General features: G+C 33.6%; 10 protein-coding genes. 7 read left to right on the top strand and 3 right to left on the bottom strand.

Annotation, left to right across the window (positions count from 1 at the left end; all coding sequences use genetic code 11):
- Nucleotides 1-47 precede the first annotated feature (47 nt).
- From ICJ83_RS07530 to ICJ83_RS07520, 3 genes are all read left to right on the top strand, one after another.
- Nucleotides 48-1625: a beta-N-acetylhexosaminidase gene (locus ICJ83_RS07530; RefSeq protein WP_188229761.1), complete on the top strand. Its 1578-nt coding sequence runs from the start codon at nucleotides 48-50 to the stop codon at nucleotides 1623-1625.
- 157 nt (nucleotides 1626-1782) lie between these two features.
- On the top strand, nucleotides 1783-3336 hold the full coding sequence (locus ICJ83_RS07525) for a sulfatase family protein (protein WP_188229760.1): 1554 nt from the start codon (nucleotides 1783-1785) through the stop codon (nucleotides 3334-3336).
- An 18-nt stretch (nucleotides 3337-3354) separates the two neighbouring features.
- Nucleotides 3355-4563, top strand: coding sequence for a glycoside hydrolase family protein (locus tag ICJ83_RS07520; RefSeq protein ID WP_188229759.1), 1209 nt, complete (start codon nucleotides 3355-3357; stop codon nucleotides 4561-4563).
- A gap of 89 nt (nucleotides 4564-4652) precedes the next feature.
- Here the strand turns inward: ICJ83_RS07520 and ICJ83_RS07515 are convergent, their stop codons facing one another.
- Nucleotides 4653-5288 (bottom strand): fasciclin domain-containing protein, encoded by a 636-nt coding sequence (locus ICJ83_RS07515; protein ID WP_188229758.1) that lies wholly within the window; start codon nucleotides 5286-5288, stop codon nucleotides 4653-4655.
- A gap of 932 nt (nucleotides 5289-6220) precedes the next feature.
- Between ICJ83_RS07515 and ICJ83_RS07510 the strand changes: the two genes are divergently transcribed.
- The 4 genes from ICJ83_RS07510 (at nucleotide 6221) to ICJ83_RS07495 (ending at nucleotide 9546) form a co-directional block, all read left to right on the top strand.
- The gene (locus tag ICJ83_RS07510; RefSeq protein WP_188229757.1) at nucleotides 6221-7048 is read left to right on the top strand and encodes an OmpA/MotB family protein; all 828 of its coding nucleotides are present in this window, start codon (nucleotides 6221-6223) and stop codon (nucleotides 7046-7048) included.
- A 196-nt stretch (nucleotides 7049-7244) separates the two neighbouring features.
- Complete coding sequence (locus ICJ83_RS07505) at nucleotides 7245-7862, top strand: YqaA family protein (RefSeq protein WP_188229756.1); 618 nt, start codon at nucleotides 7245-7247, stop codon at nucleotides 7860-7862.
- Between the two features lie 66 nt (nucleotides 7863-7928).
- Nucleotides 7929-8219 carry a DUF3817 domain-containing protein gene (locus ICJ83_RS07500; protein ID WP_188229755.1) on the top strand — a complete coding sequence of 97 codons (291 nt, stop codon included), beginning with the start codon at nucleotides 7929-7931 and terminating at the stop codon, nucleotides 8217-8219.
- A 115-nt stretch (nucleotides 8220-8334) separates the two neighbouring features.
- Nucleotides 8335-9546, top strand: a complete 1212-nt coding sequence (locus tag ICJ83_RS07495) for a mechanosensitive ion channel family protein (RefSeq protein WP_394354302.1) — start codon at nucleotides 8335-8337, stop codon at nucleotides 9544-9546.
- A 756-nt stretch (nucleotides 9547-10302) separates the two neighbouring features.
- Here ICJ83_RS07495 and leuB read toward each other — a convergent pair.
- Nucleotides 10303-11358 (bottom strand): 3-isopropylmalate dehydrogenase, encoded by a 1056-nt coding sequence (gene leuB / locus ICJ83_RS07490; RefSeq protein ID WP_188229754.1) that lies wholly within the window; start codon nucleotides 11356-11358, stop codon nucleotides 10303-10305.
- Between the two features lie 46 nt (nucleotides 11359-11404).
- Entirely contained in the window at nucleotides 11405-12928 is a 1524-nt protein-coding gene (locus ICJ83_RS07485) for an alpha-isopropylmalate synthase regulatory domain-containing protein (RefSeq protein ID WP_188229753.1), read from the bottom strand.

The raw sequence follows: 12928 nt of genomic DNA, 5'->3' as shown, positions 1-12928 counted from the left end.
AATATTGTAAAACAGCAAAAAAAACTCTTTATCCAAGACTAAATCATATGAATTTAAAGCTCATATTACTTCTATCGTTTAAAATATTTATTTCTGGCCACATTTGGTCTCAATCGCAAAACCTTTCTATAATTCCATATCCACAACAAGCTATTGTAGAAACTGGAGTACATACCGTTTTTGGAGCTCTTAAACTTGAAACCAATGTTAAAGATTTCAAATTACATTTGAAGAACTGGGAAAATCAAGTTAATGAATATCTAGATTCGACAAGATCTCGTAAGACAAAGGTGTATTTAATTTATGACAAAAAACTCAAAAATAAGGAGGCCTATAACTTAGTTATTACGAAACAAAAAATCACAATAAGCGCATCACATCCAGCTGGTGCATACTACGGATTGCAGTCCCTTAAACAATTAGTATTTGATTCTTTAAATTCCGAAACTCACAGCTTACCATTAGTGAAAATAAAAGATGCGCCGCGCTACTCATGGCGTGGATTTATGCTTGATGAATCTCGTCATTTTTTCGGTAAAGACCAAGTAAAGTTAATTTTAGATATGATGGCACTACAAAAATTAAATGTTTTTCACTGGCATCTTACAGACGAGCCGGGTTGGCGTATCGAAATTAAACAATATCCAAAATTAACTACAGTTGGTGGATTAGGTAATTATAGTAATCCAAAAACAAAAGCTCGTTTCTATTCGCAAGAAGACATCAAAGAAATTATAGCCTATGCGAAGGATCGATTTATACAGGTTATTCCGGAAATAGATATGCCTGGGCACGCTTCAGCGGCTAATCGATCTTATCCAGAATTTAACGGTGGTGGCAATGAAAAGCACCCCGATTTTACTTTTAACCCAGGAAAAGAGGAAACCTATCAATATTTAACAAACATATTAAGGGAAGTTGCTCTATTATTTCCTTCACCATACATCCATATTGGTGGTGATGAAGTTCATTTTGGAAATGATAAATGGGCAGTAGATTCGAGTGTTAAGGCATTAATGAAACGCGAAAACCTACAAGATATCAAGGCTGTTGAACATTATTTTTTGAATAGGATGCATGACTCTATTTTATCTTTAAATAAAACAATGATTGGCTGGGATGAAATTACCGCAGCTAATTTACCACAAAGTAAAACCACAGTGATGTGGTGGCGTCATGATAAACCTAAGCTCTTACAGCAAAGTTTAGCTGATGGTTATAAAACGATAATGTGCCCGCGTTTGCCGTTATACTTTGATTTTGTTCAACACGACTCACATAAGGATGGCAGGCGCTGGAATGGGTTTTGTTCATTAGATCAAGTTTATAATTTCCCAAATAAAACCTCTATTGGAGGCCCGTTTTTTGAAAATGATTTGGTTTTGGGTATCCAAGCTAATGTGTGGACGGAAAGAATTCACACAACAGAACGGCTTCAGTTTATGATATTCCCCAGGCTTTCTGCACTCGCTGAAGCCGCATGGACTCTTGACCAAAACAAAAATTATAAAAATTTTCAGAATCGTTTAAAAGGAATGTTCTCGATATATCGCAATCGTAATATGACATATTTTGACGTTTTTAATCCAGAGAAACAAGAAGAAATATTAGGTCCAAATAACTAAAAGTAATGAATTTGATAAGCATTATTAGATGTTGCTTGTTGCTTTAAAAACGTTGTTTACTAAATTTTATTTGTTATCAATCGAAAACAAAGGGGTAGAGTCATTCTATACATATTATTAGTATTATCTTGTATTCGTTAAAATTTAATAATGATTTATGCAAAAGCTTAGTGTTTTCCTACTTGTTCTATTATTGTTATCTGTTTCAGGTTGTAAAAAACAGGATTTTTTTAAAACACCTAATATTGTTATTATTTATGCAGACGATATGGGCTATGGCGATTTAAATATTCAAAATCTAAATTCTAAAATTCCGACGCCAAACCTGGATCAATTAGCAAGAGAAGGTATGCGTTTTACTGATGCGCACAGCTCATCAGGAATATGCTCTCCAAGTAGATATGCTTTACTAACCGGCACTTATCATTGGCGCAGACAACATGGTATTGTTGGTTCTTTCGGTAAACCTTTTTTTAATAATTCCGACATTACCTTGCCGCAAGTGCTAAGAAATTCAGGATACACAACCGCATGTATTGGAAAATGGCATTTAGGCTGGAATTGGGAAATAAAAGACAGTATTACCGGAAAACCAAAAGATTGGAATCAATACAGGAATTTTCCACGTCCCACAGAAATTGATTGGTCAAAACCCATATCAGGAGGCCCTTTAGATAGAGGTTTTGATTATTACTTTGGAGATGGCACTATTAATTTTCCGCCTTATGCATGGGTTGAAAATGATAAAATATTAGTTCCACCTACAGAAATTATGAATCCAAAACAAATTGGATACGAGGTTAAAAAAGGTCATTGGGAATTTCGTCCAGGTCCAAAAGTAAAAGACTGGAACCCATACGAGGTTTTACCCACCTTAACTCAAAAAGTAAAACAATGGATACAGGTTCAAGACAGTAATAAACCATTTTTTTTATACTTTGCATTACCTTCTCCGCATGCGCCAATTATTCCAAATGATGAATTCGATGGCAAATCACAGGCAGGTCCCTATGGCGATTACGCGGTACAAACGGACTATGTGGTTGGAGAAGTTTTAAAAACATTGAAAGAACAAGGTTTAGAAGAAAACACAATTATTATTTTTAGTTCGGATAACGGCCCTGAACATTACGCCTGGGATCGCGCTTTAAATTACAATCATTTTAGTATGGGTGACTATAGAGGACTTAAACGCGATGTTTGGGAAGGCGGGCACCATGTGCCATTTATCATGAAATGGCCAAATAAGATTAAAGCAGGCTCGGTTTCTAACGAACTTGTTTCGCAAATCGACCTCATGGCTACATTAGCTAATATTACCGGAGCGACGTTACCAGCAAATGCAGCTCCCGATAGTTACGATTTATCTAAACTGTTAAAAGGCGATTCCTATGATTCACCCTTAAGAGAAGGTTTAGTCCATAATACATATGCTTCTATTTGGGGTATAAGAAAAGGGGAGTGGTTATTTATAAACGATTCCACTGGCGGGCATCGCAAAATGCCTGAATCATTTATGAAAATAAAAGGCTATCAGTTGTTTAACACAGAAGGATTGTTATTTAACATGAAAAACGACCCGGAACAACGTAATAACTTGTATAATTCTTATCCTGAAAAAATTAAAGAATTACAAAGTCTACTTAAAACATATCAGGATCAAGGGTATTCTGTGAGTAGAAAAAACAAATCGACATCTAAATTAAATTAATAAAGAAATAGGTAAAGTATGAGAATTGTATTATTGAAACTTTTTTTAGTATTGCTGTTTGTTGGTTGTGCTAAACATCAAGATAAACGATTAAAGGTAACCGCTCTTCCTGTAGACGGTAAGGTTGATGGACACATAATTACAGGATCATCGGTTTTAAACGACCCTAAAAGATTTGTTTGGGGAGGAAGTGTTGTAAAAGGTAATGATAACAAATATCACATGTTGTATTCGACCTGGGAGTGTGGCGATTCGGTACCTGCCTTTACAAATTCCTGGGTATTACATTCAAAAATAGCCTATGCCGTTTCCGATTATCCCGACAGAGATTTTAAATTTCAAAAAATTGTATTACAGGGAAGAGCACTAGAGGGTGATTCTACAGCCTGGGATGCGCAAATGGTACATAACCCGCATTTAAAAAAGTTTAATGATAAATATTACCTGTACTATGGTGGAGGCAAAGACCCTGGTATTCAACCTGCAGGAAGTAAGGGAGAGCAAGTTAATAAACGTAACAGGGTGCAACAAAGTCAGTGTATTGGGGTTATTGAATTCAATAGTTTTGAAGATTTAATGAACGGTAATTTCAAACGATTTGACGCCCCATTATTAAAACCAAGAACAAGAGTAAAACCAGATCATATAGTAAATCCCTCTCCTGAGGGTACTGAGCCTAAACCTGATAATATTATTGTTGTAAATCCTTCGGTAGTACAACGCCCGTCAGATGGAAAATATCTACTTTATTTTAAAGGAAATTTTTATAATCCAGGATGGAGAGGTGTTCACGGTGTGGCTATTAGTGATTCTCCAACGGGCCCTTTCGAAACAACGGATAATTTTGTTTTCGACGTTAGAAATGACGACGGAACTATAGCTAGTGGCGAAGATCCTTATGTTTGGTATCATAATACAAATAAGAAATTTTACTGCGTGCTTAAAGATTTTACAGGAAAAATAACAACAGGAAAACCTGGATTAGCGATAGTTGAATCGATTGATGGTATTACCTGGACGAAACCTGAACAGTCGTTTTTTATGAAAAAAGAAGTAGTCCTTAAATCGGGAGACACCCTTCATGTAAATCGATTAGAGCGTCCGCAACTACTTATTGATGACGCCGGAAACCCAGAGGTACTATATGCAGCTTGTGCTTTAATAAATATTGGACAAAATAAAAAAGGGGAGTCGTTCAATGTTCAAATTCCGTTGAAGACTCATTAATACAGATTTCATATTAAAAAAAATAAAAGCTATCAATATTATAATTGATAGCTTTTATAACCTAACAAACCAATTAAACTACAAACAAATTATTCTATAGGGAGTATAACCGTATCGATTACATGAATAATTCCATTAGAAGCAGAAACATCAGCCGTTACAATATTGGCCATGTTTCCAATTGCCATAATGCTTAAATCATTATAAACATTAAAAGTGGCATCCATTAATAAGGTTTCAATAGTACGCATACCGTTTTTAGGCACAACACTATTAGACGCTCTTCGTCCTGTGGTAACATGATATTTAAGAACATCTAAAACCAATTGCGCTGGTAGCTCATCAATGCCTTCAACTTCCAAAGCACCATATAAGGTGTTGAAAGCCTCGTCTGTTGGCGCAAATACAGTAAACTGATCAGAGCCATTTAAAAATAGATTAACTAAACCAGCATCCAGTTCCTTATCGACATACATTAAAGCTTTAACTAATTCAGTAAATTCGCCTTCAATGTCAATAGCTGTCTGCGCAATTGACTTATCTCCTTTTTTAGGTGCAGCTTTGGCTGCGGGAGAGAAGCTGGAATTGGCTTCAATAATATCATATAAAGAATACGATACTACATCATCCATTGGCTCAACAGACTCGGAACTACAGGAACATAAAAATAAACATAAGGTTAAGGTGAAAGCGATTTGGGGAAAGATATTAATTAATCGTTTCATCACTTATAATATTTTAGTTTCTTCAAATATATAAAAAAATATTTATTTTGTTTAACTTTTTATAAAAATATTTAAACAAAAATTAAATAATTAATGGGAACATCAGATTTATGTGGTGTTTCATTGATAGGTTTAATAAATAAAAACATTATAATTTTAATTGATTAATGATTATATACAAGTACGACGTTTGCTTTAGATGTAGAATCATGTTAAATGACATATAAATCTAATCTTCTAGAATCACTTAAATTTTTTTTGACGTACATTTTATCAAATACGCGAATTTTAAAACATTGCATGGCATTAGAAAGCTATGGATAATTATTCGCAAGATTTATATTTTAATTAAGGAGCTCATGAATGCTTCGCATTTGTGTATAAAATAAACTGCCAGAACAATTTGATTTTATAAAACAATCAACGTTGGCAGTGGATATTTTACATAACGGCTAAATAGATACAAATTTGTAAACGCGAAGTTTCTTGAGAATCGCGAATTTAAAAAATGTTGAATGATTGTACAGAATATTAAAATTATACGATTTGTAGACACACGAATATTGAATGACCCAAGTACTAAAGTATATTTTGAGTACAAAATCCTCTGGGATATTTTACATAGTATAGAATTATAGCTTACGAATATAAAAAGGAAATTCAGGTCGTAAAATTGCTGTAACATAATTGTTGACGATATAAAACACTAGCGTGTTAGTTATATCTGTTTTTATTTAAAATAGAATAGAAAAAGTTCTATTCGCCATTTAACTTATATATTATTATTGTTCTATAATTTATATTATGTAAAATAGAAAATTTTAAATACCACTATTTCAGAAGTTTATACATTTATTAAAAAAATATTTATCCATTCAACGTCTATAACTCACATCTCATCGTAATTATAAGCAAAACAACAAACTTTAATTATGAGAAAAATATCGTTAGTCGTATTATCGGCAATTTTATTATCGTCTTGTGTTTCTAAAAAGAAATATGTAGCCTTAGAAACTGAGAATGGTCAACTAAAAAGTGAATTGACAAAAACAAAAGTTGAAAACGAAGAACTTGAAGCTAAATTCGCGAGAATTCAACAACGTGTTGATGAATACAACAACAAAATTAATTCATTAACTGAAGAAAGCAACTCTAAAATGGTAAGTGTTGATGGTGTTGTAATGAGTGAAGATGCCAAAGCACAAATGCGTGAAACGCTTAAAAACGTACCATCTGAATATTTAACAGGGGCCACTACGCTTAAAGATTCTATGAATGCTGCTATTTCCTATAATATTAAAAATTCGGCAAACGACATTGACGAATCCGATGATATCGCTATCAATGTTGAAGAAACTGTAGTAATGATTTCTATTTCAGATAAAATGTTATTTAAATCTGGAAGCTACCGGGTAACCGACAAAGCTGATGCGATACTTCAAAAAATTGCTGATGTAATTAATTCTGAGGAAAGCTTAGACGTTATGGTTGAAGGTCATACTGATGACAAAAAGATGATTGAATCTGCTGCTGTGAAAGACAACTGGGATTTAAGTGTATTACGAGCTACATCGGTAGTTAAGCGTTTACAAAACAACTTTAGCGTAGCTCCTGAAAAATTAATCGCTGCGGGAAGAAGTTTCTATCAGCCTTTAGTTGACAATGATACTGAGGAAAACAGAGCAAAAAATAGAAGAACAAGAATTGTTATTTTACCAAACATAGATAAATTCTTCGCTTTAATGGCTGCTGATCAATAATTTTATTGCTTTTAAAGCCTTTTATAAAATAACTCTCAATTAATCCATTGCAAAACTGTCTTCTCTCTCTCGAAGGCAGTTTTTTTTATTTCATAATTTGATTTTAAAAAATCTTAAATCTTTATTAAAAATCGAATATCAAAAGGGCTTTAGCCTTAATTTCTGTTATCTTTGTTAGTCTTAAAAATTGCTAACTATGAAATCCAAACCCAAGTCTAAATCTGAGAAATCCAGATTAAAACTGCTACACCAATATTACTGTTATACGGGGTTTTATGGCTTTGTTTGGACCGCCGTAAAAAAGGCTTTACCTTATATTGCTTTGGCCATTTTGGGTATTTATACGATTAATCATTTTGTGAATATTAATCAACTATTAATTGATTTAACAAAAACCTTACCCGTTTACGGTGTTTTAATTTTCTTTTTTTTATCAGAAACATTACTTGGTTTAGTTCCCCCCGAAATATTTATTGCCTGGGCAGGAAAAATGCACGCGCCCTGGATGTATTTATTTTTATTAGCAATTTTGTCGTACAGTGGCGGTCTAATTTCCTATTATTTAGGTAGACTCATTACGAAAATCCCGAGTATTCACAACTACCTGGAGGTTAAGATGAAAACGCAACTTAAAAACTCGAAAAAATGGGGTGGTTTTTTAATTGTAGTGGGCGCCTTATTACCTCTACCCTTTTCTATTTCCTGCTTAGCTGCTGGAATCATAGCGTTTCCTTTTAGAAATGTAATGTTATTTGGTTCGTTACGTTTAATTCGTTTTTTCATTTACGGATTAGTTATTTTCCACGTTTTTTAAAAAACTCTTAAACTCAGCTAAATATTAATCCTTAGTGCATTATTTTTGCAATCAAATTATAATTTTATGTTTTCATTTTTAAATATATTTAGAGTTGTAGCCTTTTTGGAAGGGGCATCTTATATTTTATTGTTGTTTATTGCAACACCAATTAAATACCTATTAAATGATCCACAATATGTGAAATTACTGGGTATGCCACATGGCATGCTTTTTATTGGTTATATCATTTTAGCATTTATGTTAAAACCAGATTTTAACTGGAATAAAAAGCAGTTTGCCTCTATTCTGTTAGCTGCAATTATTCCCGTTGGAACATTCTATATCGATAGAAAATATTTAAAACAAACCAGTTAATATGTTTCAAAATCAAGATACTGAAAACAAAACATCAGAAATTGCATTAGAGACTTCAATGGAACTAGTTGAAACCAGTACATTTGAGTTTAAACATTGGTTTTACGATCATTTTATGTCTTTGGGGCTAAGTGATACTACGGCTAAGTATTTAAACATGCTTATTTTGTTTATTGCTTTGCTGCTTATTGTTTTTGCTGTAGATTTTGTAATTAGAAAATTTCTAAGAAGTGTATTTACCCGTTTTGCTACTCAATCGAAAACAAACTTCGATGATTTATTAATAGCGAACAAAGTACCCAGAAATGTGGCTCATATAATTCCGTTACTTATTACTTTGGAATTTATCCCTTTAGTATTTTTTGATTTTCAGGATTTTGAAAATTTTGTAGAAACAGCATTAAAAGTTTTTGCAATTATATTAACCTTATGGGTTGTTCGTAGCCTGCTTAATACGTTAAAGGATTACTTTAAAACACTTCCAAACTTTAAAGACAAACCTATTGCCAGTTATATACAGGTTTTCATGATTTTTGCCTGGGTAATTGGGATATTTTCCGCATTTGCAGTAATAACTGGTATCGAATTTTTTAAATTTATAACGGCATTAGGAGCAGGTTCTGCTGTTGCGCTACTTGTTTTTAAAGATACCATTTTAGGCTTTGTAGCTAGTATTCAGGTATCTATTAATGATATGGTTCGTATCGGCGATTGGATTACTTTCGAAAAATATGGCGCCGATGGAGATGTTGTTGAAATTAGCCTGGCTACGGTAAAAGTTCAGAATTTTGATAAAACTATCACAACCATTCCTACCTACGCTTTAATTTCGGATTCATTTAAGAACTGGCGTGGTATGACAAGTTCTGAAGGTAGACGTATAAAACGTGCTTTATATATAAAACAAAGTGGTGTAAAATATCTAGATGATGCAACAGTTGAAATGTTTAAAAACATTCAACTTATTAGTTCTTATTTAGAAACCAGACAAGACGACATTAATTCCTTCAATACTTCTAATAATATCGATAAATCACTTTTGTTGAACGGAAGAAATTTAACTAATCTGGGGGTGTTTAGAAAATATATAGACACCTACCTTAAGCAGCATTCTGCCGTAAACAAAGATATGATGATTATGGCTCGACAATTAGCGCCAACAACACAAGGTATTCCATTAGAAATTTACGCTTTTAGCAGCGATAAACGCTGGGAAAATTACGAATATATTATGTCTGATATTTTCGATCATTTAATAGCAGCACTTCCCTATTTTGAATTAGAAATATTCGAATTACCAAGTGACTCAATATTTAATAAAAAATAGAAAAAGCTGAATTTCATTATTCAGCTTTTTCAAAGTAGTTGTCATTGGAATTTTAAGATTTACAAGTACTTATTTAAAGTAGAAATCTCAAAAACAATTCAAAGGAAACTTAATCGTTAAGCTTTTGTATCTCATAATTATACTAATTATGTAGTTTCCTTAGGCTGTCGCTTTACTCACAATACCATAAAGTACGCGAATTGTTAGCGCAGCATATACTTTATTAATATCTATTTTTAAAGGCTTCCCCTTTTACTGTTTCACTTTAACGTAATGAATCTTTACATTCTTTAAACTTATTTTTAATATGATTCTTGCTACACGAATTTGTTAATGACCTTTTATTATTACAGCAATAAACATCGTTTAAAGAATCTATTTCTCTATCAGGTCTATCTTTTAGTTTATAAAAAGATCGTTTAGCAATTACTCCTTCCTTTTCTGTTCTGTTTTCAAAACAATTAAATAGCAAGTTCATTACAGGAATTACAAACAATACTCTGACAAGAAATGATGTTTTCATATCTTTTTTTTTTTGATAAATTTACTGTTATTGAAAGAAAAAACCTAAAAAAATAAAGAGTATTGCAGTTTTTTACTACATTTTCATTTGTGCACGAAAACACATTGTTAAATAGACAAATATTACTCAAAATCATTTATCTAATTATAACAAAAAGAGGATACTATAAAAAAATACCCGATAGATTATAGTTTTCTATCGGGTATTTTTTATTTTAAAATTATTGTTTTATACTAGATATTCTTAGCTAACCAGTCACCAACTTCTTTAGTTCCGTAGGCTTTACCTCCTTCGGCTAAATCTTCCGTAACAATTCCTTCCGCCAAGGCTTTATTAACGGCCTCTCTAATCACTTTTCCTTCTTCTAAAAGACCAAAATTTTCGAACATCATAGCTGCCGATAACACTGTTGCCATCGGGTTGGCTATATTTTTTCCAGCTGCTTGTGGATACGACCCGTGAATAGGCTCAAACAAAGAAATACTAGTTCCTAATGATGCAGAAGGCATTAATCCCATTGAGCCTGAAATTACCGAAGCTTCATCAGTTAAAACATCTCCAAATAAATTTTCAGTAATTAAAACATCATAATCTTTTGGCCATTGCACTAATCGCATCGCTACGGCATCTACAAATTCGTAAGACACTTCAACTTCTGGATATTCTTTTTCCATACCCTGAACCGTTTCGCGCCATAAACGCGAAGTTTCCATAACGTTAGCTTTATCTACACAACATAATTTTTTAGAACGCTGCATTGCTGCTTCAAATCCTTTACGTGCTAAACGTGTAATTTCTTCTTTGGTATACATATTAGTGTCATAAGCTGTGTTGCCATCATCTTTACGACCTTTTTCACCAAAGTAAACACCTGAAGTTAACTCACGGAAAAACACTAAATCGGTTCCTTCAATACGCTCTTTTTTCAATGGTGATTTATCTAAAAGCGAAGGAAAAACGAACGTTGGGCGTACATTGGCAAATAATCCTAGTTTTTTACGCATTTTTAATAAGCCTTGTTCAGGTCTTACTGGAGCTGTAGGATCATTGTCAAATTTTGGATGACCAATAGCACCAAATAAAACGGCATCTGAAGATGCGCAAATTTCGTGAGTTTCGTCCGGGTATGGTTCTCCAACAGCATCAATTGCTGCCGCTCCAGTTAAAGCTGGTTTCCAGGTTATTTCGTGTCCAAATTTTTCAGCTACAGCATCACTTACTTTTACTGCTTGCTCTATCACTTCAGGTCCAATTCCATCACCTGCTAAAAGTGCTATATTAAATTTCATTCTTTATTTATTTTAATCTTTTTATTTATCTATTTTATCCAACCACTTAACTCGTGATAATGTTCAACATTTTTTCAGTGGCCTTTATAGCCGAAACCGTTTGGTCGGAATCTAAACCTCGTGTTTTAAATTCATTTTTACCATTTTTCCAGGTAATTATGGTTTCACACAAAGCATCCGAATGACTTCCTGGAGGAATACGAACGGCATAATCAATTAAATCTGGTAGACTTTTTGCTCGTTTATTATATATTTTATGCAGTGCTTTCATAAAGGCATCAAACTGACCATCACCTGAAGCTCCTTCTTCGTAAGTTTCTCCATCAATTGTTATAGACACTGTTGTTGAAGGTTTCAACCCTTTTGCGTGCGTTAAAACATACGAGTTCACCTTAGTGTGTTCTTCATAAGAATAACTGTCGAGTACATCCGAAATGATGTAAGGCAGGTCTTCCTTAGTAACAACTTCTTTTTTATCTCCCAATTCAATGATACGTTGGGTAACCTTTTTTAAGTCGTCGTCGTTAAGTTGAAGGCCTAGTTCTTGTAAATTCTTTTGAATATTTGCTTTACCAGAAGCTTTACCAAGTGCATATTTACGGGTTCTACCAAAACGCTCTGGCATTAAATCGCTGAAATACAAATTCTTTTTGTTATCACCATCGGCATGAATTCCTGCTGTTTGGGTAAACACATTTGCACCTATAACTGGTTTGTTAGCCGGAATCATAATACCTGAAAAGTTTTCTACCAGTTTACTTACAGTAAACAATACCTTTTCATTAACCCCAATTTCAATATCTGGCATAAAATCATTAATCACAGCAATTGTACTGGCCATAGGTGCATTTCCAGCACGTTCACCCATGCCATTAACTGTTAAATGCAACCCATCGGCACCAGCCGTTAAAGCGGACATAACATTAGAAACACTCAAATCATAATCGTTGTGCGCATGAAAATCGAAATGTAAATCGGGATATGTGTTTTTAATTTCTTTAATGAATTCGTAAGACTCTGAAGGTGTTAATATACCCAAAGTATCCGGTAGCATAATACGTTCTACATTCTGGGTTTTTAAAAACTCCAAAAACTCAAAAACATAGTCCTTGGAGTTACGCATACCATTACTCCAATCCTCAAGATACACGTTTGTTTTAATACCTTTAGAATAGGCTAAGGCAATAGCTTCTGAAATTTCCTTAAAATGCTGGTCTGCAGTTTTTTTAAGCTGATAAGTTAAATGGTTTAATGAACCCTTCGTAAGCAGGTTTTGAACTGTTGCCCCTGCCTCAATCATCCAGTTAATAGACACGCCTTTATCGACAAAGGTCAACACTTCCACACGATCTAAATACTGGTTTTCTTTAGCCCACTTAGTGATGTTTTTCACCGCCTGAAATTCCCCTTCCGATACTCTTGCCGAAGCAATTTCTATACGGTCTACTTTTAACTCTTCTAAAAGAAGTTTCGCTATGGTGAGTTTTTCTGAAGCAGAAAACGACACTCCTGAGGTCTGCTCACCATCACGGAGTGTCGTGTCCATTATTTCAATTCTTTTAGATGCCAT

This window comes from Aestuariibaculum sediminum, from assembly GCF_014596945.1.
Lineage (GTDB): Bacteria > Bacteroidota > Bacteroidia > Flavobacteriales > Flavobacteriaceae > Aestuariibaculum > Aestuariibaculum sediminum.
This window is presented reverse-complemented; position numbering and strand designations above follow the sequence as displayed.

What these genes read in the sequence shown, in the direction of transcription:
- ICJ83_RS07495 (WP_394354302.1), top strand. Translation starts at nt 8,335, where the DNA reads ATGTCTTTGGGGCTAAGTGATACTACGGCTAAGTATTTAAACATGCTT.
- ICJ83_RS07500 (WP_188229755.1), top strand. Translation starts at nt 7,929, where the DNA reads ATGTTTTCATTTTTAAATATATTTAGAGTTGTAGCCTTTTTGGAAGGG.
- ICJ83_RS07525 (WP_188229760.1), top strand. Translation starts at nt 1,783, where the DNA reads ATGCAAAAGCTTAGTGTTTTCCTACTTGTTCTATTATTGTTATCTGTT.
- ICJ83_RS07510 (WP_188229757.1), top strand. Translation starts at nt 6,221, where the DNA reads ATGAGAAAAATATCGTTAGTCGTATTATCGGCAATTTTATTATCGTCT.
- ICJ83_RS07520 (WP_188229759.1), top strand. Translation starts at nt 3,355, where the DNA reads ATGAGAATTGTATTATTGAAACTTTTTTTAGTATTGCTGTTTGTTGGT.
- ICJ83_RS07530 (WP_188229761.1), top strand. Translation starts at nt 48, where the DNA reads ATGAATTTAAAGCTCATATTACTTCTATCGTTTAAAATATTTATTTCT.
- ICJ83_RS07505 (WP_188229756.1), top strand. Translation starts at nt 7,245, where the DNA reads ATGAAATCCAAACCCAAGTCTAAATCTGAGAAATCCAGATTAAAACTG.
- ICJ83_RS07515 (WP_188229758.1), bottom strand. Translation starts at nt 5,288, where the DNA reads ATGAAACGATTAATTAATATCTTTCCCCAAATCGCTTTCACCTTAACC.
- leuB (WP_188229754.1), bottom strand. Translation starts at nt 11,358, where the DNA reads ATGAAATTTAATATAGCACTTTTAGCAGGTGATGGAATTGGACCTGAA.
- ICJ83_RS07485 (WP_188229753.1), bottom strand. Translation starts at nt 12,928, where the DNA reads ATGGCATCTAAAAGAATTGAAATAATGGACACGACACTCCGTGATGGT.